This is a genomic window from Sagittula sp. P11 (assembly GCF_002814095.1).
GTDB lineage: Bacteria > Pseudomonadota > Alphaproteobacteria > Rhodobacterales > Rhodobacteraceae > Sagittula.
In genome coordinates, this window is record NZ_CP021913.1 from 1,980,240 (window position 1) to 2,004,350 (window position 24,111).

Annotated in this window: 17 protein-coding genes; 8 read left to right on the forward strand and 9 right to left on the reverse strand. The window is 68.3% G+C overall.

Annotation, left to right across the window (positions count from 1 at the left end; genetic code table 11):
- The 3 genes from leuD to leuC are packed head-to-tail and all read right to left on the reverse strand — an operon-like array spanning nt 1 to nt 2,322.
- Complete coding sequence (gene leuD, locus CDO87_RS09720) at nt 1-606, reverse strand: 3-isopropylmalate dehydratase small subunit (RefSeq protein WP_100928589.1); 606 nt, start codon at nt 604-606, stop codon at nt 1-3.
- 5 nt (nt 607-611) lie between these two features.
- Nucleotides 612-917, reverse strand: a complete 306-nt coding sequence (locus tag CDO87_RS09725; RefSeq protein WP_100928590.1) for a hypothetical protein — start codon at nt 915-917, stop codon at nt 612-614.
- 1 nt (nt 918) lies between these two features.
- Entirely contained in the window at nt 919-2,322 is a 1,404-nt protein-coding gene (gene leuC, locus CDO87_RS09730) for a 3-isopropylmalate dehydratase large subunit (RefSeq protein ID WP_100928591.1), read from the reverse strand.
- Nucleotides 2,323-2,619: 297 nt separating this feature from the next.
- Here leuC and CDO87_RS09740 point away from each other — a divergent pair, with 297 nt between their 5' ends.
- The 3 genes from CDO87_RS09740 to CDO87_RS09750 all read left to right on the forward strand — a co-directional run bounded on the left by CDO87_RS09740 (nt 2,620) and on the right by CDO87_RS09750 (nt 6,001).
- Nucleotides 2,620-3,972, forward strand: coding sequence for a mechanosensitive ion channel family protein (locus CDO87_RS09740; protein ID WP_100928593.1), 1,353 nt, complete (start codon nt 2,620-2,622; stop codon nt 3,970-3,972).
- Nucleotides 3,973-4,295: 323 nt separating this feature from the next.
- Complete coding sequence (locus tag CDO87_RS09745; RefSeq protein ID WP_100928594.1) at nt 4,296-5,471, forward strand: acetyl-CoA C-acyltransferase family protein; 1,176 nt, start codon at nt 4,296-4,298, stop codon at nt 5,469-5,471.
- Between the two features lie 53 nt (nt 5,472-5,524).
- Nucleotides 5,525-6,001, forward strand: coding sequence for a YqhA family protein (locus CDO87_RS09750; RefSeq protein ID WP_100928595.1), 477 nt, complete (start codon nt 5,525-5,527; stop codon nt 5,999-6,001).
- Nucleotides 6,002-6,010: 9 nt separating this feature from the next.
- On the opposite strand, the gene pbpC is transcribed toward CDO87_RS09750, so the two are convergent.
- From pbpC to CDO87_RS09765, 3 genes are read right to left on the reverse strand one after another with little or no spacing between them, the layout of a single operon-like run.
- Nucleotides 6,011-8,047 (reverse strand): penicillin-binding protein 1C, encoded by a 2,037-nt coding sequence (gene pbpC / locus CDO87_RS09755; RefSeq protein ID WP_198521861.1) that lies wholly within the window; start codon nt 8,045-8,047, stop codon nt 6,011-6,013.
- On the reverse strand, nt 8,040-8,600 hold the full coding sequence (locus CDO87_RS09760) for a putative glycolipid-binding domain-containing protein (protein WP_100928596.1): 561 nt from the start codon (nt 8,598-8,600) through the stop codon (nt 8,040-8,042). The genes pbpC and CDO87_RS09760 overlap by 8 nt, the downstream gene beginning before the upstream one ends.
- Nucleotides 8,597-14,014: an alpha-2-macroglobulin family protein gene (locus CDO87_RS09765; protein WP_100928597.1), complete on the reverse strand. Its 5,418-nt coding sequence runs from the start codon at nt 14,012-14,014 to the stop codon at nt 8,597-8,599. Before CDO87_RS09765 ends, CDO87_RS09760 begins: the two co-directional genes overlap by 4 nt.
- 159 nt (nt 14,015-14,173) lie before the next feature.
- Here CDO87_RS09765 and CDO87_RS09770 point away from each other — a divergent pair, with 159 nt between their 5' ends.
- Nucleotides 14,174-16,699 (forward strand): response regulator, encoded by a 2,526-nt coding sequence (locus tag CDO87_RS09770; protein ID WP_100928598.1) that lies wholly within the window; start codon nt 14,174-14,176, stop codon nt 16,697-16,699.
- Between the two features lie 13 nt (nt 16,700-16,712).
- Here CDO87_RS09770 and yaaA read toward each other — a convergent pair whose 3' ends face one another.
- The 3 genes from yaaA to CDO87_RS09785 form a co-directional block, all read right to left on the reverse strand.
- Nucleotides 16,713-17,492, reverse strand: coding sequence for a peroxide stress protein YaaA (gene yaaA, locus CDO87_RS09775; RefSeq protein ID WP_100928599.1), 780 nt, complete (start codon nt 17,490-17,492; stop codon nt 16,713-16,715).
- A gap of 33 nt (nt 17,493-17,525) precedes the next feature.
- Complete coding sequence (gene recQ, locus CDO87_RS09780; protein ID WP_100928600.1) at nt 17,526-19,586, reverse strand: DNA helicase RecQ; 2,061 nt, start codon at nt 19,584-19,586, stop codon at nt 17,526-17,528.
- Between the two features lie 158 nt (nt 19,587-19,744).
- Nucleotides 19,745-20,032 carry a YggT family protein gene (locus CDO87_RS09785; RefSeq protein ID WP_100928601.1) on the reverse strand — a complete coding sequence of 96 codons (288 nt, stop codon included), beginning with the start codon at nt 20,030-20,032 and terminating at the stop codon, nt 19,745-19,747.
- A gap of 137 nt (nt 20,033-20,169) precedes the next feature.
- Between CDO87_RS09785 and CDO87_RS09790 the strand changes: the two genes are divergently transcribed.
- The 4 genes from CDO87_RS09790 to CDO87_RS09805 all read left to right on the forward strand — a co-directional run bounded on the left by CDO87_RS09790 (nt 20,170) and on the right by CDO87_RS09805 (nt 24,095).
- On the forward strand, nt 20,170-20,718 hold the full coding sequence (locus CDO87_RS09790; protein WP_100928602.1) for an acyl-CoA thioesterase: 549 nt from the start codon (nt 20,170-20,172) through the stop codon (nt 20,716-20,718).
- A 150-nt stretch (nt 20,719-20,868) separates the two neighbouring features.
- Nucleotides 20,869-22,236 carry an MFS transporter gene (locus CDO87_RS09795; protein ID WP_100928603.1) on the forward strand — a complete coding sequence of 456 codons (1,368 nt, stop codon included), beginning with the start codon at nt 20,869-20,871 and terminating at the stop codon, nt 22,234-22,236.
- 28 nt (nt 22,237-22,264) lie between these two features.
- Nucleotides 22,265-23,182 carry a penicillin-insensitive murein endopeptidase gene (mepA, locus tag CDO87_RS09800; RefSeq protein WP_100928604.1) on the forward strand — a complete coding sequence of 306 codons (918 nt, stop codon included), beginning with the start codon at nt 22,265-22,267 and terminating at the stop codon, nt 23,180-23,182.
- Between the two features lie 10 nt (nt 23,183-23,192).
- Nucleotides 23,193-24,095, forward strand: coding sequence for an esterase-like activity of phytase family protein (locus tag CDO87_RS09805; protein WP_100928605.1), 903 nt, complete (start codon nt 23,193-23,195; stop codon nt 24,093-24,095).
- Nucleotides 24,096-24,111: the final 16 nt, after the last annotated feature.

The following is a 24,111-nucleotide window of genomic DNA, read 5'->3' on the forward strand; positions in this document are numbered from 1 at the left end:
TCAGACCCAGGGACGTTCCTGCGCCATTTTCGCTTCGTAGCTGTCGATGGCCGGGGCCTTTTCAAGCGACAGCCCGATGTCGTCGAGACCTTCGAGCAGGCAGTGCTTCTTGAAGGGGTCGACCTCGAACGAGAAGGTTTCGCCCTCGGAGGACGACACGGTCTGGTTCTCCAGGTCAACGATCATCCGCGCGTTGGAGCCCTTCTCGGCGTCCTTCATCAGGATGTCGACGGCCTCCTGCGGCAGGACGATCGGCAGGATGCCGTTCTTGAAGCAGTTGTTGTAGAAGATGTCGGCGAAGGAGGTCGAAATGATCGACTTGATGCCGAAGTCCTTCAGCGCCCAGGGCGCGTGCTCGCGCGAGGAGCCGCAGCCGAAGTTGTCGCCCGCGACGAGGATCTCCGCCTCGCGGTACTGCGGCTGGTTCAGCACGAAATCGGGGACCTCGTTGCCCTGCCGGTCATAGCGCATCTCGTCAAAGAGGTTCACGCCAAGGCCGGACCGCTTGATGGTCTTCAGGAAGACCTTCGGGATGATCATGTCGGTGTCGATGTTGACCAGCGGCATGGGCGCCGCGATCCCGGTGAGTTTTTCGAACTTTTCCATTCGGGTTAATCCTTGATGGAGGGGCGGACTGCGCCGCCATGTGTCGGGTTGGACCTGCGGCGCGCGCGGGTCAGCACAAGGCCCACCCACGCGATGGCCGCACCGATGCTGGCGAAGGCCGCGACAAAGCCGATCAGGGCGAAGGGCATGTCGGGCTGTGCAAGGACGAGCCAGAGGATCGTCGCGAAGAAGCACGCCAGCAGCGGCAGAAAGCCGAGAGCGGCCAGGCCGACTGCACGCGGGTCGCGGCTGGAGGCGCTGCGATCGGCAGCACCCCCGGCCGACGGCCCGTCGAGCGTGGCCCGGACCATCTTACATCAGCTCCCGCACGTCGGTCAGGCGACCGGTCAGTGCGGCGGCGGCGGCCATGGCGGGCGAGACGAGGTGCGTGCGGCCCTTGTAGCCCTGACGGCCCTCGAAGTTGCGGTTCGAGGTCGAGGCGCAGCGCTCACCCTCGGACAGCTGGTCGGGGTTCATCGCGAGGCACATGGAACAGCCCGCAAGGCGCCATTCGAACCCGGCATCGGTGAAGATCTTGTCGAGACCCTCTTCCTCGGCCTGCGCCCGGACAAGACCGGAGCCCGGAACCACCATCGCGCGGCCGACCTTGATCTTCTTGCCTTCGACGATCTGCGCTGCGGCGCGCAGATCCTCGATCCGGCCGTTGGTGCAGGAGCCGATAAAGACGGTGTCGATCTCGATGTCGGTCAGCTTCTGGCCCGGTGTCAGGCCCATGTAGGCCAGCGCACGTTTCGCCGCCTCGACCTTGCCGCCCTTGAAGTCCTCCGGCGCGGGCACGAAGGCGGAAATCGGCAGCACGTCCTCGGGCGAGGTGCCCCAGGTCACGACCGGCTCGATCTCTTCGCCCTTGATCGTCACGACCTTGTCCCAATGGGCATCGTCGTCCGAGTAGAGCGTCTTCCACCAGTTCAGCGCGGCCTCGTACTGCGCACCCTTCGGCGCATGGGCACGGCCCTTCACGTATTCGAAGGTCTTTTCGTCCGGCGCGATCAGGCCGGCGCGGGCACCGCCCTCGATGGCCATGTTGCAGACCGTCATGCGGCCTTCCATCGACAGGTCGCGGATCGCCTCGCCGCAGTACTCGATGACATAGCCGGTGCCGCCCGCGGTGCCGGTGGCGCCGATGACAGAGAGGGTGATGTCCTTCGCGGTCACACCGGGGCGCAGCTTGCCGGTGATCTCGACCTTCATGTTCTTCGACTTCTTCTGGATCAGCGTCTGCGTGGCCAGCACGTGCTCCACCTCGGAGGTGCCGATGCCATGCGCCAGCGCGCCGAAGGCGCCGTGTGTCGCGGTATGGGAGTCACCGCACACGACCGTCATGCCCGGCAGCGTCCAGCCGTTCTCCGGCCCGACGATGTGCACGATGCCCTGGCGCACGTCGCTCACCGGGTAGTAGTGCACGCCGAAGTCCTTGGCGTTCTTGTCCAGCGCGGCGACCTGGATGGCCGAATCCTCGGTCATGTTCTTCGGGTCTTCACGGCCCGGCGTGGTCGGCACGTTGTGGTCCGGCACGGCGATGGTCTTTTCCGGCGCGCGCACCTTGCGGCCCGCCATGCGGAGACCTTCGAATGCCTGAGGCGACGTCACCTCGTGCACGAGGTGGCGGTCGATATAAAGGAGGCAGGTGCCGTCCGCGTCTTCGCTGACGACATGGGCATCCCAGATCTTGTCATAGAGTGTCTTGGGGGACATCGGTCCTCTCCCGTGATTTTGCATGGGTGTAACAGGATGGCAGGCGCGTGGACGGGGCCACGCGCGAAATCACACGGATAGACGGGCGAGCACCGTGTGGGTCGCGCCGAAGAAACGTTCGCGCAGACGGGCGCGGTCTCCGAGGTTGAGCAGTCTTGCCATGGGCGGGAGATACAGCCTGCGGCCGAGTCTATCAAGGGTAAGCGCATGTCGCGCGGATCACCCTCAGGCTTGCTTGCTGGGCCGGTTGCAATAGACTGTTCTCCCACGAGCGGACGCAGAGGACGAAAAGCCCGCATGGACCCACAAGAGACGCTGCCCATCGACCCCGAGGCCATCCGAGGGATCTGGGAGTTCCTGTCGTCCGAGGGCGCGATCCTCTGGCGGGAGGCGATGCGCCCCTGGACGCTCTACCAGATCGGCATCGTGATCGGTTTGTTCCTCTTGGCATGGGCAATGCGCGCCGCGCTCCAGCCGCGTTACGCCGAATGGCTCCGGGCACGCGACAACTGGCCGAAGTGGCGCCTGCGCATCGGCCTGATCGTCCAGCGCCGGATGCGGATGATCCTCTTCGTGGCAATGATCTGGGTCGTCTACCTCGTGATGAAGGAGCTCACGTGGAACTCCCGCACCGTCCTTCTGCGGGTGGTGGCGAACCTGTCGACCGCGTGGCTCTTCATCGCCTTCGCCACCCGGATGATCGCCAACCCCGCGCTTGGCGTAGTGGTGCGGTACGGCGCATGGACATGGGCCACGCTGTCGATCCTCGGCTGGACGGACGAGACGCAGGGGACGCTGGAATCCGTCGCGCTGACCATCGGAGAGACCCGGCTGTCCGTCTGGCTGATCCTGAAGGCCATCGTCGTCATGGCGTGCATGCTGGCGATGGCACGGCTGATGGTGGGCGCCTCCGCCGCCTCGATCCAGCGCAACAAGGACATCAGCCCCTCAATGCAGGTGCTGGCGGTGAAGGTGCTTCAGGTGGTGCTCTTCGGCTCCGCCTTCTTCATCGCGCTGAAATCCGTTGGCGTCGACCTGACCGGGCTTGCCGTGCTGTCCGGTGCCATCGGCGTGGGTCTCGGTTTCGGCCTGCAAAAGGTGGTCTCGAACCTCGTTTCCGGCATCATCATCCTGCTCGACAAGTCGATCAAGCCGGGCGACGTCATCAGCCTTGGCGAGACCTTCGGCTGGATCGAGTCGCTCGGCGCGCGCTATGTCAGCGTCGTCACCCGCGACGGCAAGGAATACCTGATCCCGAACGAGGACCTGATCACCGGACAGGTGGTGAACTGGTCGCATTCGAACGACTTCGTCCGGCTGGATATCTACTTCGGCACCTCCTACCACGACGACCCGCACAAGGTCCGCAAGATCGCCATCGAGGCCGCCAAGGGCGTGGAACGCGTGCTGACCTTCAAGCCGCCGGTCTGCCACGTGGTGGGTTTCGGCGATTCGTCCGTCGACTACATCCTGCGCTTCTGGATCACCGACCCCACGGGCGGCCTGACGAACATCCGCGGCAACGTCTTCCTCGCGCTCTGGGACGCCTTTCAGGAGAACGGCATCTCCATCCCCTTCCCGCAGCGCGAGGTCCGCCTGCTGAAGGACGGCCCGGACACCGAAAAACCCGCCGTGGCGGGCGTGGATTAACGGGACTTTAGAAGAGCGCGCACCATCTCTGGTGCATGTCACAGTACGAAGAACCCGGTCACAGCAGACACACCGCGCGCAAGGCACCGGGCAATCCCCATGCGTCGGGTGGCGGGCCGAACGTGGCGCCGCGCGGGCTGTGCTCCTCGCGGAAGCTCTCGATCTGGCAGGAACTGGCCCGTCTGGTCAGACGCAAACCGTCCAGCCGCCCCGCGCCCCCGTTGTCTCACCGGCGGCACTGAGGAAAACCGAAAGGACGAAACGTCGCGGCTGACATCCTCCCCTTGCCTGCGCATAGTCGCACAAGAAGAGGGGAGATTTTCATGGACGACATCGTAATCCTCGGCGGTGCCCGCACCGCCATCGGCACCTTCGGCGGCAGCCTGTCGGGCGTGGCACCGATCGACACCGCCACCGCCGCGGCGAAGGCAGCGCTGGAACGCTCCGGCGTCGAGGGCGGCCAGATCGGCACCGTGGTGTTCGGGCACGTCATCAACACCGAACCGCGCGACATGTACCTCAGCCGCGTCGCCGCGATGCAGGCGGGCATCCCCGACACCGTTCCGGCGATGAACGTCAACCGGCTGTGCGGATCGGGCGCACAGGCCATCGTGTCGGGCGTGCAGGCGCTGGCGCTCGGCGATGCGGACTTCGCCCTCGTCGGCGGGGCAGAGGCAATGTCGCGCTCGCCCTACATCGTGCCGGACCAGCGCTGGGGCGCCAAGATGGGCGACATCCGCACGCTGGACATGATGCTGGGCGCGCTGAACTGCCCCTTCGGCACCGGGCACATGGGCGTGACGGCGGAAAACGTATCGGCCGAGCACTCCGTCAGCCGCGAGGAGCAGGACGCCTTCGCCTTTGAGAGCCAGAAGCGCGCCGCCGCCGCCATCGAGGCCGGGTATTTCGACAGCCAGATCGTGCCGGTCGAGGTGAAGGTGAAGCGCGACACCGTCAGCTTCAGGACCGACGAACACCCCAAGGCCACCAGCCTCGAGGCGCTGGCCGGCCTGCGCCCCGCCTTCAAGAAGGACGGCACGGTGACGGCGGGCAATGCCTCCGGCATCAACGACGGCGCCGCGGCGCTGGTCGTGGCCCGCGCCGGCGCCGCAGAGAAGGCCGGCCTCAAGCCTCGGGCCCGCGTGCTGGGCTACGCCCACGCCGGTGTCCGTCCGGAGGTCATGGGCATCGGCCCCGTCCCGGCGGTCGAGGCGCTGCTGAAGCGCACCGGACTGACCGCGGACGACTTCGACGTGATCGAGTCGAACGAGGCCTTCGCGGCGCAAGCGCTGGCGGTGAACAAGGCCCTCGGTCTCGACCCGGCGAAGGTGAACCCCAACGGCGGCGCCATCGCCCTTGGCCACCCGGTCGGCGCGACGGGCGCGATCATCACGGTGAAGGCGCTTTATGAGCTTGAACGCATCGGCGGGTCGAAGGCGCTGATCACCATGTGCATCGGCGGCGGACAGGGCATCGCCCTCGCCATCGAGCGGATCTGACACGGAAAGGGGGTGGAGTGAAACTCCACCCTACATCGCCGAGGAGCGAGTTCATGAAGCCAGTGCTCGGAAATGCCCGGTATCTCGTGGTGATCGCTGTCGTGGGCGCTCTTATCGCCGCCGTCTGCCTGATGGTCTACGGCTTCCTGGAGGGCGGCAAGCTGGTTTTCTCGCTGATCGAGAAGGCCGAGGTCACACGCAAGGGCGCCAAGGAGATGGCGCTGGAATTCATCGAGATCATCGACCTCTTCCTGATGGGGACGGTGTTCTACATCATCTCCGTCGGGCTCTATTCGCTGTTCATCAACACAGACGTGCGCCTGCCGGAATGGCTGAAGATCCGCACGCTGGACGACCTGAAGAACAAGCTCCTGTCGGTGGTGATCGTGGTGCTTGCGGTGGTCTTCCTCGGGCAGGCAGTGGCCTGGGACGGGGCGCGCGACCTCATGGGGCTGGGCATCGGCATCGCCGCGGTGATCGCCGCGCTGACATGGTTCATCAGCGTGAAGGCCGGGAACAAGGGCGAGTAGCGCCGCCTCTCAGCGCAGCTCGATCGTCGTCCGCCCGGACTGCCCGCGCGCGTCGATCACCGACAGCGTCGTGAAGCCGGGACCCGAAATCGGCGCCAGCAGTTCCGGCCGCCGCAGTCCCGTCGCCAGCACCGCCCCGTCGGCCAGCACCGTGTAAGGCGGGGTGCCGCCACGCAGCTTGAGCGGCACGCCGGAGGGCGACACCGCCAGCGTCGCGCCATCGGGCGGAAACGTCACCTGGAGCGCGGCGGTCTCGGCCCGCGGGCCGAAGCGCTGCAGGTTCGCCGGCAGTTGCGCGTTCGAGATCATCAGCGTCTCTGGCGGCGGGGCAGGCAGCGGAACGGGGCGCGCGCTGGCCCGTCCCAGTGCCTCGAACAGCACCGGCGCGGCAAGGTCGGCCCCGAAGGCGCCGGGCACCGGCGTGCCATCGGGCCGCCCGATCCAGACCCCGGCCACGTAGCGCCCGTCCCAACCCAGCGCCCAAGCGTCCCGGTGCCCGTAGGAGGTGCCGGTCTTCCACGCGATCCGCCCCTTCGGTCCGGCGGCGGAGGGCGGCGTGATCCCGGCAAGGATGTGCCCCACTTGCCAGGCCGACGCGCGCGAAACCAGCCGCCGGGGCGTTGCCTCCTCGGCGGTGGAGACCTTCCAGCGCAGCGGCCGCGCCTCTCCGCCATGGGCCAGCGCGGCGTAGAGCTGCACCATCTCCTCCAGCGTCAGGCCGACCCCGCCGAGCGACAGCGCCAGCCCCGGCGCGCCGCCCTGCAGGGCCGGTTTCAGCCCCGCGCCCTGCAGCGCCGCCATCAGGTGTGCCGGTCCCAGCGCCTCCGTCAGGCGGACCACGGGGATGTTCAGCGACAGTTGCAACGCCCGCCGCACCGTCAGTTCGCCCCGGTACTCCCCGTCGAAGTTCTGCGGCGCGTAGCTCCCGAAATGCACCGGCGTGTCGAGGATCAGCGTCTCCGGATGGGCCAGCCCGCGGTCGAAGGCCAGCGCGTAGACCAGCGGCTTCAACGTCGAGCCGGGCGACCGCTGCGCCGTGGTCATGTCGACGAACCCCTGGTTCAGCGTGCCCGCGTAATCGGGCGACCCGACAGAGGCCAGCACCTCGCCGCTGTCGTGATCCGCCAGCACGATGGCCATGGACAGGCGAGGGTCGAGCCGCGCCATGTGGTGCCGCGCGAGGTCTTCGAGGCTGCGCTGGAGGTCGGCGTCCAGCGTCAGGTCGTGCCGCCCCGGCGCCTCTGCCACCGCGCGGTCGGCCATGTGCGGGGCAAGCTGCGGCATCGGGAAACGGCCCCTGGGCGACGGGTCGAGCGCATCGGACCGGGCCGCCGACATCGGGATCACGCCTGCCTCCGCCATGCGGACCATGACCCGGTTGCGCGCCTCGCGGGCGGCTTCCGGGTGGCGGTCGGGGCGGCGGCTTTCGGGGGCCTGCGGCAGGGCGACCAGCAGCGCGGCCTCGGCGGGTGTCAGGCGGCGCGGCTCCTTCCCCAGCCAGATCAGCGAGGCGGCGCGCAGCCCCTCGACGTTGCCGCCGTAGGGCGCAAGCAGGGTATAGAGCGCGAGGATCTCGTCCTTGGTCAGCCGCCGCTCAAGCGCCAGCGCCAGCCGCATCTGCCGCAGCTTGCCCTGCCACTGGCCGGTGGTCCCATCCTCCAGCAGGCGGGCCACCTGCATCGTCAGGGTCGAGGCGCCTGACACCACGCGCCCGTGCCGCAGCCCCTGTGCCACGGCCCGCGCCGTCGCCCGCAAATCGACACCGTTGTGGCTGAAGAACCGCTTGTCCTCGTAGGCGACGAGCATCCGGTAGAACAGCGGATCGACCTGGTCCGGCGTCACCGTCATCCGCCACAGCCCGTCCTCGATGGTATAGGCACGCAAGAGGTCGCCGTCGCGGTCCCGCACCTCGGGCGACGTGGCGCGCACCAGCAGCGGGATCTCCGTCGCGTCGACCCAGTCGGACAGCCGGTCGCCCGCGAAGGCCACACACCACAGCGCCACGACCAGAGCGGACAGGCGCCTCAGACCGCGCCGTTCAGGCATCTTCCTCGCGCTCCCAGAGGCCGGGATACAGCGTCACGAAGCCATGCTGATCGACCTGCAACTGCGTCTCGAAATCCGTCTCCTGCGCGGTGTAGCGCACGAGGTGCCCGCGTTCGCGCGTGTAGCTTTGCGTCAGCGGGCCAAGGTTCGGCCCCGGCAGGCGCAGCCACGCGGCGGTCACGTCGATGCGCCCCACCTCCGGCAGACGGCGCAGCGGCATCAGGTTGGTCGCGGGGGTAAAGCTGAGGTCCACATCCTCCGCCCCCTCGAGCCCCTCTTGCACCTCTCCGTTGAAGCTCCAGACGCCGTCCTTGCGCAGCAGCTTCCACGCCACGGTTTCGCCCGCATAGGCACCGCTTATGTCGGCGGAGCGGGTGCACCAGTCCTCCCCGATGCGCACGACGTAATCCAGCGCGGCCCAGCCGGTGCCGTCCCGGAACCGCGCGTGGCCCACCAGCATCCAGCCATTGTCCAGCCGGGCGAGGCGGCACTTGTCCTCGCCCTCGCGGTCCAGCGCGCGCCATTGGGCGGTGGCGACCGTCGTGCCGGTCATTCAGCCACCGACACGCTGCCGGAGGCCGTCGTCGCCCGGTATTCCGGGCGGTACATGTCCTCCACCAGCGCGGCAGGCTGGTGGAAGGTGCCCGGAGACACCGCCCGCAGGATATAGGCCAGCCGGATCGGCGCGGCGTCGCGCTGGTCGACCGACGCGATGAAGCGGTCGGCCCGGAACTCGCTGAACTCCGTGTCCGAGGTCTCCAGCCAGTCGAGCCCGCGCACATCGCCGGACCGGATCAGCGACGGGTTGTCGATTTCCAGACCGGCGGGCAGCGGATCGTCGATGATCAGCCGCGCGCGCGTGTCCTCGGCGGGCCGCACCGTGACCACGGCCACTATGCGGTCGCCCACCGCGATGTCGCCTACCGGGTCGCCGTCCATGGTGAAATAGGCCCGCTCGATGGCATAGCCGTAGCCCGAGGCCTCCGTCGCACCTTCGGGCACACCCAGCGTCGTGAGCGTCACGTCGGTCGGGGTGCCGGAGGTGTTGGTCAGCGTGGTCGGCTGCATCCCCTGCGCCGCGATCCGGCGCACAAACGGCCCCGCCAGCGGCGCGCCGTCCAGTTCGAGGCCGGACACCGTCGGATCCTGCACCATCGCGTGTGCTGCCAGCAGCGCCCAGGCCTGTTCCTGTGTGGACAGGGGCCGGTCGTAGGACGCGATGCGTGTCGTCAGGGCGCCCGTGTCGATGCTGTCCGAGCGCGCCTCCACTGCCAGCGACAGCACACCCGCCGTATCCCGCAGCCGGGAGCCATAGTCAGCGCGGTACACCTGCCCCTCGGCTGGCGGACGCAAAGCGATCCGTGCCGCGGCCTTCGAGAACAGTGCATCCGCGCGCGGCTGGTCGCCATAGGCCGCCAGCGCCGCGCCAAGCTGCGCCTGCGCCAAGGGTGTGGCGAAGTTGTCGGCGCGCTCGTCGGCGTAGTAGCGCAGGTCGCCCATGGCCGCCTCGCCCTCGCGCGCCAGCACCATCAGCGCATACGCGATGTCCTCGCCCCCGTCGTCGAAGTCCGCCGCATAGGCGATCTCGTTCTTCAGGTTGTCCAGCGCGTTGCGGAAGGCGATGTCCGGAACGGTGTAGCCCGCCGCCCGCGCCCGGCTGAGGAAGTCGGTCACATAGGCGTCCAGCCACGCGTCGCCCGAATAGGCGCCCCACAGCCCGAAGGCCCCGTTGGGCGCCTGCCGCGTCAGGACCCGCGTGATCGACTGCTGGATACGCAGGTCGATCCGGTCCTTGCTGCCCAGCCCCAGCGGCTCGGCAATCGACGACATGTAAAGCAGCGGCAGCGCCTTCGAGGTCACCTGCTCCGTACAGCCGTGGGGATACTGGTCGAGCGAGGCCAGAAGCCCCGGCGCATCGAACCGCGCCAGCGGCCCGGCGGACACCAGGGCCGAGGCTTTCTCCGGCCTGAGGTTGGCGAAGATCTCGCGGTCCAGCGTAAAGGTCTGCCCGGCGGCAAGCTGAAAACGCCGCGTCGCGCCGACGGCAGGGTCGTTTGCCCGCACCCCCAGCGTCAGCGTCTTGGTCAGCACCGCGCCGTCCGGCGTGGTCAGCGCCACGGTGATCTCGTGGTCGCCCACCTCCACCGCGCCAAGCGCCGCCTCGAAGGTCGTCTTGCCGCCCTCTGCCAGCGTGATCGTCGTCGCGACCGGGCCAAGGGTCAGCCCCTCGCCCGCCGTGATCTCAAGCGGCATCTCGCCCGCTGCACCGCGCGTATGGGTGAACTCAAGCGCCAGCCGCGTCTCGTCGCCGGGCGCAAGGAAACGCGGCATCGCGGCAGAAACCACCACCGGGTCGCGGACGAACACGTCCTTCTCTGCGCTGCCGACGCCGCTCGCCGACCAGGCGACCGCCATCAGCCGCACCGTGCCGTTGAAGTCGGGAATGTCGAAAGAGACCTCGGCCTTACCGTCCACCACCGTCACCGGGCCGGAGAAGAAGGCCACCAGCTCCTCTGTCGGCGGGGGCGATTGCAGGTCCATGCCCGCCGCTCCGTCGCCGCCCGAGCGCACGGTGCCCATGGCCCCGTCCAGCCCGTCGATCAGACGTCCGTAGATGTCGCGGATCTCGACGCCCAGACGGCGCTGGCCAAAGTAGTAGCCCGCCGGGTCCGGTGTCTCGAAGGCGGTCAAGTTCAGGATACCCACGTCGACGGCGGCAACCGTCACGTAGGCCGTCTCTCCGTCCGCGACACTGGCGATGTTCACCGTGGCCGACAGCGGCCCGCGCGGCGCGATCTCCTCCGGCGCATCGACCGAAACCTCAAGCTTCATGTCGCCCGGATCGACGGCGGCATGGGTCAGACCAAGCGCCCGCGCCGGGTTCTGCCCCGCCGCCACGTCCATCGGCCGGATCACCTGCGCCGTGACATAGACGCCCGCGCCCCATTCCTCCGTCACCGGCAGGTCGAGCAGGTTCTCGCCCTCCGAGACCTCAACCGCCTGCATGGAGATCACGCGGTCCGACAGCACCGTCACAACCGCCTTGCCGGCATACCGCGGCACCATGCGCAGCTGCGCCGTCTCGCCTTCCCTGTAGGCTTCGCTGTCCAGCGACATTTCCAGCATGTCCGGCGTGTCGTCGGCGCTGGCAGCCGCGTACCATCCGGCCGAGAAGTCCATGGAGGCCGCGAGGTAGGCGCCATCGGTGCGCTCCACCACGACCTCGTACTCGCCCCATTCCACGTCCGCCGCGATCTCCAGCGGGTCGGCGCCAAGGCGCCCCTCGCCGCGCGCGACCGTGGTCCGCGTGGTCATCGGCTCCCAGTACCAGGAGCCATACTGCTGGTACCACTGGTAGCGGGTGCTCACGCGGTTGACGGTCCAGGACACGTCCATCTCCGTCCGCTCCAGATCGGGACCAAGCGCGATCACCTGGAATTTCGCCTCGGCGTTCTCGGGGAAATCCTCCGACGCGGGCCTGATGCCGATCATCGGGGTCGGCGAGGCGACCGGGCGCGTGATGCGGCGTTCCACGGGACGGCCCGACATCTCCGACATGCGCAATGTAACGCGCGCCTCCATCGGGCGGCCCGTCGGGTCCATGTCCGGCAGGGGCAGGGCCAGATCCGCTTTGCCCTCGGCGTCGGTCGTCAGGTCCGCCGGGAAGCTGTCGGTCCGGTACTCCGCCTCGTCGTCGTGGCGGCCGAACCTGTAACCGGGGAAGGCCTCTAGCGTGGTGCGTGTCGCCAGCCGCAGTTCGCCCTCGATGGGCAGGTCCGCGCCGGGCGCGCCAAACAGGTAGCGCGCGTCGACCGACAGCCTCGGCGGCGACAACGGGTTGATCGGCCCCTCCGGCAGCGCCAGATCGAAGTCGATGCGTTCCGGCACGAAGTCCTCGACCAGCACGGTCTCGGACGTCAGCGCCGCGCCCTCGGGATCGGCAAAGACCTCGATCCGCCAGGTGCCGCGCGGCACGGCGTCGGCCAGCGGCAGGTGGAAGACATGACCGCCCGCGCCGGCACCGTCCGACACATGGCGCGAGTATTCCACGCCGTCCGGCCGCAACAGCACGGCGGTCAGCGGCACGTCGGGCAGCGCCTCTGCCTCCGGATCGCGGACCAGCGTGGTGACATGGATGACCTCGCCCGCGCGATAGGCGCCGCGGTCGGTCGCAAGGAAGGCGTCGATCGGCCCGGCGGGGGCGCGTCCCTCGACACCGCGGTCCGACAGGTCGAAGGCCGGATCGGTCAGCGACAGGAAGGCCAGGTCCTCCTCGCCGCGCCGCGCCATGACCACCGCGGGGGCGGAGCCGTCCGTGCCACGCAGAAGCCCCGGCGCAAAGCGCGCGACGCCCTCCGCATCGGTGGTGGCGACCTCAAGCGGGCGGTTCGCGCGCCCAAGAAGCGTCACCTCCAGCCCTTCGATGGGCTCCGCGTTGCCAAGGTCGCGCGCAAAGACCGTCAGCCCGTCGTTGCCCTGCATCGTCGTCAGTCCGATGTCGGACAGCAGGAACCACTGCGTCGCCCGCGCCTCTCCGTCGATGTCGTTGGCCACCTGTGCGGTCAGCGCGTAGATCCCCGCGGGCAGATCGCCCACCGCATCGCCCATCGGCAGGCGGGTGATCATGTCGCGGTTCAGCTCGTTCTGCACCTCGCCGGTGCCGGTCCAGATCTCTTCCGCCAGTTCGCGGGCGAAATAGTCCTCGTCGTACTGGCCCAGCGGCTGCCCGAAATAGTCGTTCTGGATCGCGCGGATCAGGTTGCGGTCGGACACGCGGCGCAGCGTCAGTTCCAGTTCCGAAGTGTTCACCGTCTCCACCGGCAGGCCCGCGTCGGCGGTGCGCGGCAGCACGTAGGACCGGCCCGGGAAGGTCACGGCGGGCGAACGGTCACGCACGTAGGCGGTGATCGGAACATCGCGCACCAGCTCCTCGCCATCGTCGGAGGGCAGGCCGGCGCGGAAGGTCACGGTGTGGCGCGACCCGTGCTCCACCCCGGTCACACAGACGCGGCTGTCATCGGCGGTCACAGCCAGCCGGGGATCGGCCAGGCGGACATAGTTGGAATAATCGACGCCCGCGCGCTTCAGCGGGCGGTTGAACTCCGCACAGATGCGGGGCTGCGCGCTGTCGGACTCCACCGTGTGCTCCACGATGCGGAAACCGTACTTGCCGATGGCCACGTCCAGCAGCTCCGTCACCTCTGGCCCGGCCCCCAGCCGTTCCGCAAGGCGCAGCGCCGGGATCATGTCGCGCCCGCGGTCCTGCTGTTCCAGCCGGAGGGCAAGGTCCTTCGCCGCCTCAATCTGCTGCGGGGCGTCCTCTGCCCGCAGGTAGGCGTTGATCGCCGCCAGCCACCCGCGGTTGCGGAAGCGCCGCTCGTCCGATCCGTTCAGCGTCGCGGCAAGGTCGTTCGACCAGCGCCCGTACTGCAGCCACAACTCGGCGGTGTCCGTCTGCGCCAGCGCGGCGCCCGTCCAGTGCACCGCATCCCGCAGGTTCCCGGCCTCGCGTGAGGTCTGCGCGGCGTCCAGCAGTTGTTCGACCGTGTACTTGCCGCCGCCGTGGCGGACGGCCAGCGCCTCTGCCTCGTTGCGGGCCTGCGCGAAATCCGCCGGTCTGAGGAAGGTCAGGTCGCCGAACCGTGCGCGCCCACGCTCCAGCACCGCCGGGTCGGCCTCCACCAGCCGGGCCGAGATTGCACCGTCATAAGGAGAGGTGTTCGTCACCCCGCTTTTCGGAAAACAGGAGTTGTTGCGCGTGTTGAAGGTGAACGCCCGGCAGCCTTCGGTATTGAGACAGGCCCGCTGGCAGGCGTCCAGCGTGGTGTCAAAGAGCGATTGAAGGTCCGACCCGGCGAAATCCATATCGCGGGAGACCACGAAACGCCGGTCGGGCACCGTGTCCTGCGCTTCGACCGTGGGTGCCGCAAGGATGCCCATCATCAGGGCAAGAGCAAAACGACGCATCAAAAGCTCCTTTCATCAATGGATTCAAACTGCCACGCCAGCGTGGGCGGGGCAAGGATTCTGCGGGTCCGGTTTCCCGCACCCTTCCGTGAAAGCATGGCCTTAAGCCGATCTTCACCACCACCGGGCAAGAGTGCGCGCGGACCTGGAGGGCAGCGGATGGATCTGGCGGATCGTCTGGCCGAGGAAAGGCGCGCGCGTCTGGCTGCGGAACGCCTGCTCGAGCTGAAGCAGAAGGAGCTGTTCGAAGCGAACAAGCGCCTCGGCGATCATGCCCTGAAGCTCAGCCACGAGATCCGCGAAACCCGTCACGAGGTGGCAGAAGTCCGCAGCCAGCACAAGCGCGTCGTTCAGGAACTGGGCCAGGCGACGGAAAAGATCGAGGTCGTCACCGAACAGCTCTGGTCCGCGATGGAGACGATTCGCGACGGTTTCGCCATGTTCGACGAAAACCGGCGGCTGGAGCTGGCGAACCCCGCCTACCTGTCCATGTTCGACGGGCTCGACCACGTCGTGCCGGGCGTGCCCTACGCCGAGATCCTCGCCACCCTCGTCGAGGAAGGGCTGGTCGACCTGCAGGGCGAGGACCCGAAGGGCTGGCAGCTCAGGATGCTGGCCCGGTGGGCGCAGGACCCGATCCCAAACACCACGCTCAGGCTCTGGAACGGGCGCTTCGTGAAGGTCCGCGAACGGCACCTGCCCGACGGCGGCATCGTCTCGCTGTCCGTCGACATCACCGACCTCATGCGCATGTGGTCCGCGGTGGAGGAACTGCCCGACGGCTTCGTGATCTACGATTCCGAGGACCGGCTGCTGATGTGCAACCAGCCCTACCGCGACTACTACAAGGCCAGCGCCCCGGCGATGGTCCGCGGCGCCACCTTCGAGGAGATCCTGCGCTACGGCCTGGCCCACGGACAATACGCCGAAGCCGTCGGACGGGAGGAGGAGTGGCTGGAGGACCGCCTGATCAAGCACCGCTCCTCTGAGGTCGAGCATGAGCAGCAGCTCGAAGACGGACGCTGGCTGCGCATCTACGAACGGGAAACCACGGACGGCGGGCGCGTCGGCCTGCGCGTCGACATCACCCAGATCAAGGAAGACCAGCAGCGCCTGAAGGAAGCGACGACCCGGGCAGAGGCCGCCAACCGCGCAAAGTCCGCCTTCCTCGCCAACATGAGCCACGAAATCCGGACCCCGATGAACGGCGTCGTCGGCATGGCCGACCTGCTGCGCGAAACCGACCTCGACGATGAACAAAGGCTTTATGCCGACACCATCCGCTCGTCCGGCGAGGCGCTGCTGGTGATCATCAACGACATCCTCGACTACTCGAAGATCGAGGCGGAAAAACTCGAACTGCACCCCGAACCCTTCGACCTGGAACGCGCGATCCACGAGGTGGTGATGCTTCTCCAGCCCACCGCGCGCGACAAGGACATCGCGCTTCTGGTCGATTACGACATGTTCCTGCCCACGCACTTCGTCGGCGACCCCGGCCGCATCCGCCAGATCCTGACCAACCTCCTGGGCAACGCAGTCAAGTTCACCGTGCAGGGCTACGTGCTGGTCCGCGTCGTCGGCGTGATGGAGGACGGCGGCCGCACCGCGGTCCACATCACGGTGGAGGACACCGGCATCGGCATCCCGCCCGACAAGGTCGAGCACGTCTTCGGCGAGTTCAACCAGGTGGAGGACGAGCGCAACCGCAAGTTCGAGGGCACCGGCCTCGGCCTCGCCATCACCCGCCGCCTGGTGGAGCTGATGGACGGCGAGGTCTGGGTGGATTCCGAGCTGGGCCGGGGCAGCTTCTTCGGCCTGCGCATCATGCTCCAGACCGACGAAAACCCGGTCTACGAGGCCGCGCAACTGCCGCGCCACCTGAAACGCATCCTCGTCGTCGACGACTACGGCCCCAACCGCGCCATCCTGACCAAGCAACTGGCGATGCTGGGGCTGGAGATCACCTATTGCACCACCGGGTCGGAAGCCATCGACGCGCTGCAGGACGCGCCGGACCTGCTGATGGTGGAATACGACCTGCCCGACATGACCGGGGTCGAACTGGCCCGGCAGCTTCGGCACGGACGCCCGGGCCTGCCGGTGATCCTGTTCGCCGACCAGCCCGCCCACCTGCCCGACGGCACCGTAGACAGCGTCCTTGCGGTGCTGCAGAAACCCGTGCCGCGCCGCACGCTCTTCGACGCGCTCGAAAAGGTGCATGAGACCGCGCCGCTGCCCGCGATGCCGCCCGCGCCGCTCCGCTCCGGGCGAACGCCGGTCGCGCAGCCGCTGCTCGACGTGCTGGTCGCTGAGGACAACAAGACCAACCAGCTTGTCATGCGGAAGATGACAAAGGACTTCCCCGTGGCCCTGCGCTTCGCCAACAACGGGGTGGAGGCGGTCGATGCCTTCCGCTACCGGCGGCCCGACCTGATCTTCATGGACATTTCCATGCCGCGCATGGACGGCAAGCAGGCCACCCGCGAAATCCGCCGGCTGGAGGGCGGCGCACCCCCCGTGCCCATCGTCGCCGTCACCGCCCACGCGATGGAGGGCGACCGCGAAAGCATCCTCGAGGCCGGGCTGACCGACTACCTCACGAAGCCGCTGCGCAAGTCCGAACTGGCCGCGATGATCGACACCTACGCGCCGCGCCCCGCCAGCCGCGATGCCGCCGAATAGGCAGTCGGGCGGGTCAGGCCGCCACGGCCTCCTCGCTGCGCAGGAACACCGGGCGGTCCGGTTCCGACATCCCGGGCCGGAAGCGATAGCCGCCAAGGTCGAAATCGACGATCCCCGCCGGATCGGTCAGCCGCCGCTGGATGATGAAACGCGCCATCGCGCCCCGCGCCCGCTTCGCGAAGAAGCTGACGATCTTCGGGCCGCCGGGCTTCATCTCCATGAATTGCGGGGTGACGATCCGCAGCCCCAGCGCCTTCTCCGGCACCGCGCCGAAGTATTCCTGGCTGGCGCAGTTCACCAGCGTATCGGTGCCCAGGGCCTCCGCCTCCGCGCGCAGGTCCTTCGCGATCTGGTCTCGCCAGTAGTCGTAAAGGCTCGCCCCGCGCCGCGTCTTCAGCCGCGACCCCATCTCCAGCCGGTAGGCCTGTATCCCGTCGAGCGGCCGCAGCACGCCGTAAAGCCCCGACAGGATCCGCAGGTGATCCTGCGCCCAGTCCAGCTCTTCCGGGTCGAGCGATCCGGCCTCCAGCCCCATGTAGGTGTCGCCCGCAAAGGCCAGCGCGGCGGGCCGCAGGTCTTCCGGCCCGGGCGTGTCGGTGAAGGCGCGGAACCTGTCCCGGTTCAGCTTCGCCAGGTCGTCCGACAGGTCCATCAGCCCCTTCAGGTCCCGCAGGGTCAGGTTGCGCGCGGTCTTCGCCAGCCGCTGCGCATCCGCCTCGAACTTCGGTTCGGTCATCGCGACCGACCGCTCCGTCCAGTCCAGCCGCTTGGCCGGTGAAATCGTCACGAGCATCTCAAATCCCCCAATCGCCGTCCGGATGGGCACTTAGTCCACGGCGCGCAGCACGTCCAGAAAGGCGGCGCCGAACCGCTCCGCCCGCTTGTCGCCCAGAAGCCGTTCGATCCCGGCCTCGCTGTCGGGCCGCGCCTCGGCCAGCTTCGCCAGCGACGACGCCGTACAGGACAAGGGTTTCTCCGTCCCGTCCGCGCCCCGCACCAGCCGCGCCTGACATTCCAGCAGCGCGTCATAGACCGATCCCGCCCCGCGCGCCGCGACCCGCAGCCGCACCGGATGCACCTCTTCGGCCGCGCCGGTCAGCACTTCGAGGAAGGCGCGCCCGTAGCTTTCCAGCTTCTTCGCGCCGACCCCGTTGATCGCCGCCATCTGGTCCAGCGTGGCGGGCCGGTTCTCTGCCATCTCGATCAGCGTGCGGTCGGGGAAGATCATGTAGGGCGGCACCTGCGCGTCACGCGCCAGCGCCGTCCGCTTCGCCTTCAGCGCCGAGAACATGGGCGCGTGTTCTTCCGACACCAGCGCCTTCACCGCCGGGCGCCGGTCGGCGGCCTTGCTCAGCACGTCCTTGCGCAGCGAAATACGTTCCTCGCCGCGCAGGATCGGCAAGGCGCGGTCGGTCATCACCAGCGCGCCGTGCCGCTCCGCATCGGGGCGGATCAGGTCGCGCCCCATCATCTGCCGGAACACCGCCTGCCACTGGCCCTTCGACAGGTCCTTGCCGACGCCGAAGGTCGGCAGCGCGTCATGCCCGCGCTGGGTGATCTTGTCGGTGTCCTTGCCCATCAGGATGTCGATCAGGTGGCCCGCGCCGAAACTCTCCTGCGTCCTCAGCGCAGCGGACAGCGCCTTGCGCACCGCCTCCGTCCCGTCGAAGACCTCGGGCGGCGTGTCGCACAGGTCGCAGTTGCCGCAGGGCTCCGCCGTCTCGCCGAAATACGCCAGCAGCGCCTGCCGCCGGCATCCCAGCGCCTCCGCCAGCCCCAAAAGTGCGTTCAGCCGGCCGTGGTCCGCCTGCCGCCGCTCCGGCGGGGCCATGCCCTCGTCGATCTGTGTGCGCCGCAGCCGGATGTCCTCCGGCCCGTAAAGCGTCATCGTCTCCGCCGGTGCCCCGTCCCGCCCGGCGCGGCCGATCTCCTGGTAGTAGGACTCGATCGACTTCGGCAGGTCCGCATGGGCAACCCAGCGGATGTCCGGCTTGTCGACCCCCATCCCGAAGGCCACCGTCGCGCAGACGATCAGACCGTCCTCGCGGGCAAAGCGCTCCTCGACATGGCGCCGGTCGTCCGCCTCCATCCCGCCGTGATAGTGACAGGCCGAATGGCCGTCCTCGCGCAGCGCCCGCGCGATGCCCTCGGTCTTGGCCCGCGTGCCGCAATAGACGATGCCCGACTGCCCGCGCCGCGCGCCGGCAAAGCCCAGCACCTGCGCCCGCGGCCCGTCCTTCGGCTGGAACGCCAGGTGAATGTTCGGCCGGTCGAAGCCGCGCAGGAAGGTCCGCGGCGCTGCGCCGTCGAACAGGCGGCTGACCATCTCCTCCTGCGTCTCCACGTCCGCCGTGGCGGTGAAGGCCGCCAGCGGCACCCCCAGCGCGCGCCGCAGCTCGCCGATCCGCAGGTAGTCGGGGCGGAAATCGTGGCCCCACTGGCTGACGCAATGCGCCTCGTCCACGGCGATCAGCGACACGCCCGCCTCCGCCAGCATCCGCTGCGTGCCCGCCCCCGCCAGCCGTTCCGGCGCCAGGTACAGAAGCTTCAGCTCGCCCGCGTGCAGCATGTCCCAGACCGCGTCGGTCTCTTCCTGCGTGTTGCCGGAGGTCAGCGCCCCCGCGGCAACGCCGGCCTCCCGCAGCCCGCGCACCTGGTCCCGCATCAGCGCGATCAGCGGCGAGATGACCACCGTCACCCCCGGTCGCACCAGCGCGGGCAACTGGAAACACAGGGACTTGCCCCCGCCCGTCGGCATGATGGCCAGCACGTTCTCGCCCGCCGCCACGGCCTCCACGATCTCGCCCTGTCCGGGGCGAAAGGCATCAAAGCCGAAAATGTCCTTCAGAAGCGCCTGAACGGAGGGGCCGTCGGTGTCGCGGGGCATGGGCCAGCCTGTCGGGATTGTCTATATCTGCTCTTATCCCGACATTCTCATACTAAGATTCGATGAATCAACCCCGGATCGCCCTGCCCTTCATCTTGGCACGAAATACCTCGGGGTGAGGCCGCAGGCCGAGGGGCAGAGCCCCTCTTCCCGATACCTCAGTAGAAGGCCATGGCGTTGTTGCGCAGCACGATCTCGATGGCGATCACCGCCACGAAGGCGATCAGCGGCGCAAGATCCAGCCCGCCCATCTGCGGCAGGAAGGACCGGATGCGGCTGTAGACCGGCTCCAACAGACGGTTCAGACCGTCCCAGATCGACGCCACCAGCGGCTGCCGCAGGTTCAGGATCTGGAAGTTGATCAGCCAGCTCATGATGACATGGGCGATGATGATGAACTTCACGATGCCGATGATCAGCAGCAGGATCTGGAAAAGCGACGTCATCTGTTGGGGCCTCTCGAACACTCGGGTTGCGGGACACCTAAGCATGCGGGCCGCAGAGGGCAAGTGTGCCGCGAGGTCTTGGTTGACGCTGGTGCCGCGATGCCCGCACACCCGGTCCTGAAAACGACAGGACTGCCATGTACCCCTTCATCCGACTCTTCAAGGACATGGCCCGCGCGCGCAAGGCGCCGCGCATGGGCCTCTTCGACACCCACATCTCGCACCACCTCTGCATGCCGTGGGACCTCGACATGTGGAACGAACTCAACAACGGCCGCACCCTGACGCTCTACGATCTCGGGCGCATCCCGATGGCCGAACGCATGGGCCTGCTCGAGGTGCTCAAGCGCGAGCGCTGGGGGCTGACGGTCGCCGGCTCGGTCGTGCGCTACCGCCGCAGGGTGCGCGGCTTCGACCGGGTCGAGATGCAGACCCGCCTCATAGGCTGGGACCGCCGCTTCACCTACATCGAGCAGAGCATGTGGAACTCGCGCGACGAATGCACCTCGCAACTGGTGGTGCGCACTGCGCTGACCGATCGCAACGGCATCGTGGCGACCGACCGCGTGGCAAAGGCGCTGGGCGTCGACATGTCGGAGGCGCCCGCGCTGCCCGACTGGGTCGCCAGATGGGTGGAGGCAGAGGACATGCGCCCCTGGCCGCCCCACAGGACCGTCCCGGCGTAAGGCAGAGGTCCGCTCCCCCGCCCGGGGGACGGCGCGCGACAGACCCGTGTGCGCCCCCTCCCGTAGGGCGGAGTTTCACTCCGCCCCCGCTCGGCCCTTGCCACGCCCCCCCGGCCCGGGTTCTATCGCGCCGAAACGGGGAGACGGGCGATGCAGGACACCATCGGCAGGAAACGCATCTGGGGCTGGATGTTCTTCGACTGGGCGCAGCAGCCCTACGCGACGCTCGGCCTGACCTTCGTCTTCGCGCCCTATTTCGCGGCGGTGGCCGCGGGCTGGTACATGGCGCAGGGTCTTGAGGATCAGGCCGCCCGCGCCTCCGCGCAGGGGCTCTGGTCCTCCGCCCAGACCGTGGCAGGGCTGGTCATCGCCATCTCCGCCCCGTTCCTCGGCGCCTGGGCCGACACCTCCGGGCGCAAGATGCCGTGGATCTACGGCTTCACCACGCTGGCCGTGGTCATGGCCTCGATGCTCTGGATCCTCATGCCGGACGGCGGCGGGCTGATCTTCGCGCTGGCCGCCTTCTGGATCGGCTTCGTCGCTTCCGAATCCGCCTTCAACCTGAACAACGCGCTCCTGCCCTCTCTCGGCACGCCGCAGCAGATCGGGCGGATCTCCGGCACGGCCACCGCCTTCGGCTACTGGGGCGGCGTCGCCTCGCTGTTCATCGTCCTGCTGTTCTTCGCCGAGAACGACAGCGGCAAGACCCTGATCGGGCTCGCCCCCGCCTTCGGCCTCGACCCGGAGTGGCGCGAGGGCACACGCTTCACCGGCCCGTTCATCGCGCTCTGGTTCGGGCTCTTCATGATCCCCTACTTCATCTGGAACCGCGAACCGCGCGTGCCGAAAAACCCCGACGCCACCGTGGGGCGGATGCTGAAGGACCTGAAGGCCAGCATCGTCAACATCTCGCGCCGCCGCTCCTGCGCCAGTTTCCTCGTCAGTTCGATGTTCTACCGCGACGCGCTGACCGCGCTCTACAGTTACGGCGGCATCTACGCGACGCTCGTGCTCGACTGGTCGATCATCCAGATCGGCGTCTTCGGCATCATCGCCGCCATCGCCGCCGCGGTCATCAGCTGGCTGGGCGGCATCGCCGACGAACGGGTGGGTCCAAAGCCGGTGATCCGCTGGTGCATCTGGTCGCTGATCGTCGTCTGCACGGTCATCGTCGGCATGTCGCGCGAACACCTGTTCATAATCCCGCTGCCGCCGGGCAGCGCCGTGCCCGATGTCGTCTTCTTCATCTGCGGCGCGATAATCGGCGGCGCGGGCGGTGCGCTATATTCCGCCTCCCGGTCACTCATGGTGCGGCATTCCGATCCGGCCCGCCCGGCCGAGGCCTTCGGCCTGTTCGCGCTGACCGGCAAGGCCACGGCCTTCCTCGCCCCCGCGCTGATCACCGTCTTCACGCTCTGGACGCAGTCCAATCAACTCGGGTTCCTGCCGGTGATCTTCCTCTTTCTTCTGGGGCTGGCTCTGTTAGTCTGGGTGAAACCGGAAGGCGACGTACCCTGAAAACAGCCCCGGAGGGAGTAGCAGTGAAATGATCCGCAAGACCCTTATGCTCGGTCTGCTGGCGCTGGCCGCCTGCGGCAACCCGACACCCCGCGACATCTCGGGCGAGCCCTTGCCGCAGGTCGCGGTCGATCCCGTCCTGTCCTCGAAGCAGGCCAAGCAGCTTTTCGGCGCCAAGCGCGACGCCTCCGGGCAGTCCTCCGCGCCCTACGGCTCCTATTCGAAGGGTTGTCTCGCCGGCGGCGCGCAGCTGCCCGAGACCGGCCCGACCTGGCAGGCGATGCGCCTCAGCCGCAACCGCAACTGGGGCCACCCCGAGCTGGTCGACTACATCCAGGACCTGTCGAAGAAAGCCGCGCAGCAGCCCGGGTGGAAGGGCATCTACGTCGGCGACATGAGCCAGCCGCGCGGCGGGCCGATGCTGACCGGCCACGCCAGCCACCAGATCGGCCTCGACGCCGACATCTGGATGCTGCCCGCCGACGACCTGAACCTCTCCGAACGCGCGCGCGAAAACATCTCGTCGATCTCGCTGCGCCGCTCCTCGGGCGCCTACACCAACAACAACTGGACCAAGGCGCACCACGAGATCATCAAGGCCGCCGCCTCCGATCCCCGCGTGGCGCGGATCTTCGTCTTCCCGGGCGCCAAGGTGAAGATGTGCAACGACGAAAAGGGCGACCGCGCGTGGCTGCGCAAGGTCCGTCCGTGGTGGGGCCATCACTACCACTTCCACGTCCGGCTGAGCTGCCCGAAGGGTGCCGTGGGCTGCGTCGACCAGGCCGCCCCGCCGCCGGGCGACGGCTGCGCCGACGCGCAGCAGTGGGTGAACAACATCCTCAACCCGCCGCCGCCGGACCCGAACGCGAAACCCGCACCGCCGAAGCGTGAACTGACGCTGGGCGACCTGCCCAACGCCTGCGCCGCCGTGCTCGCCTCCAACTGACAGGCCCGCCATGCGCATGACATTCCTGCGCGGCGCGACCGCGGTGGCGGGCCTTGCGCTCGCCATCGGCTGGGCCATGGCGGCAACGCCCACCGCCCACGCGAAATACACGGGCAGCCTGCTCTGGCATGAGCGAGAGCATCACCAGGGCGGCTTCTCCGGCCTCGAGGTGTCGGATGACGGCACCGCGTTCACCACGATCACCGACCGCGGCATGATCCTGCGCGGCACCTTCCGCCGCGCGGACGACGGCCGGCTGGTGGCGGCCACCGTCACCTCCGCCGATCCCCTGCGCGACCTAGAAGGACAGCCCGTGGTCGACGCCATGGCCGATTCCGAGGGGCTCGCCCTTGGACCGGACGGCACCGCCTACGTCTCGTTCGAGGCGCACCACCGCGTCTGGGCCTTCCCGCCCGAGGGTCCGACACAGCCCCTCTCGGACCGCAGGACCTTCCCCAAGATGCAGGCCAATTCCAGCCTCGAAACGCTGGCAATCGACGACAGCGGGCGGCTTTATACCCTGCCCGAACGCTCCGGCAAGCTCACCCGGCCCTTCCCCGTCTTCCGCTACGATCCGCGCACCGGGGACTGGAGCCAGCCGTTCACCATCCTGCGCCGCGGCAACTTCCTGCCCGTGGGCGCCGACTTCGGCCCCGACGGCGCGCTCTACCTGCTCGAACGCGAATTCAGCGGCATCGCCTTCCGGTCCCGCGTGCGGCGTCTGACACTGCAGGGTGACCACGTGACCCACGACGAAACCCTGCTGGCCACGCATTCGCTGGTCCACGGCAACCTCGAAGGTCTCTCCGTCTGGCGCGACACCACCGGCACGATCCGGCTGACGATGGTCTCCGACAACAACTTCAACGGCTTTCAGCGCACCGAGTTCGTGGAGTACCGGGTCACCCACTGACCCCGGCTTTTCCCTT

Bases quoted from the DNA above. Each gene is read 5' to 3' on its own strand.
- leuD (WP_100928589.1), bottom strand. From the start codon at position 606: ATGGAAAAGTTCGAAAAACTCACCGGGATCGCGGCGCCCATGCCGCTG.
- CDO87_RS09725 (WP_100928590.1), bottom strand. From the start codon at position 917: ATGGTCCGGGCCACGCTCGACGGGCCGTCGGCCGGGGGTGCTGCCGAT.
- leuC (WP_100928591.1), bottom strand. From the start codon at position 2,322: ATGTCCCCCAAGACACTCTATGACAAGATCTGGGATGCCCATGTCGTC.
- CDO87_RS09740 (WP_100928593.1), top strand. From the start codon at position 2,620: ATGGACCCACAAGAGACGCTGCCCATCGACCCCGAGGCCATCCGAGGG.
- CDO87_RS09745 (WP_100928594.1), top strand. From the start codon at position 4,296: ATGGACGACATCGTAATCCTCGGCGGTGCCCGCACCGCCATCGGCACC.
- CDO87_RS09750 (WP_100928595.1), top strand. From the start codon at position 5,525: ATGAAGCCAGTGCTCGGAAATGCCCGGTATCTCGTGGTGATCGCTGTC.
- pbpC (WP_198521861.1), bottom strand. From the start codon at position 8,047: ATGCCTGAACGGCGCGGTCTGAGGCGCCTGTCCGCTCTGGTCGTGGCG.
- CDO87_RS09760 (WP_100928596.1), bottom strand. From the start codon at position 8,600: ATGACCGGCACGACGGTCGCCACCGCCCAATGGCGCGCGCTGGACCGC.
- CDO87_RS09765 (WP_100928597.1), bottom strand. From the start codon at position 14,014: ATGCGTCGTTTTGCTCTTGCCCTGATGATGGGCATCCTTGCGGCACCC.
- CDO87_RS09770 (WP_100928598.1), top strand. From the start codon at position 14,174: ATGGATCTGGCGGATCGTCTGGCCGAGGAAAGGCGCGCGCGTCTGGCT.
- yaaA (WP_100928599.1), bottom strand. From the start codon at position 17,492: ATGCTCGTGACGATTTCACCGGCCAAGCGGCTGGACTGGACGGAGCGG.
- recQ (WP_100928600.1), bottom strand. From the start codon at position 19,586: ATGCCCCGCGACACCGACGGCCCCTCCGTTCAGGCGCTTCTGAAGGAC.
- CDO87_RS09785 (WP_100928601.1), bottom strand. From the start codon at position 20,032: ATGACGTCGCTTTTCCAGATCCTGCTGCTGATCATCGGCATCGTGAAG.
- CDO87_RS09790 (WP_100928602.1), top strand. From the start codon at position 20,170: ATGTACCCCTTCATCCGACTCTTCAAGGACATGGCCCGCGCGCGCAAG.
- CDO87_RS09795 (WP_100928603.1), top strand. From the start codon at position 20,869: ATGCAGGACACCATCGGCAGGAAACGCATCTGGGGCTGGATGTTCTTC.
- mepA (WP_100928604.1), top strand. From the start codon at position 22,265: ATGATCCGCAAGACCCTTATGCTCGGTCTGCTGGCGCTGGCCGCCTGC.
- CDO87_RS09805 (WP_100928605.1), top strand. From the start codon at position 23,193: ATGCGCATGACATTCCTGCGCGGCGCGACCGCGGTGGCGGGCCTTGCG.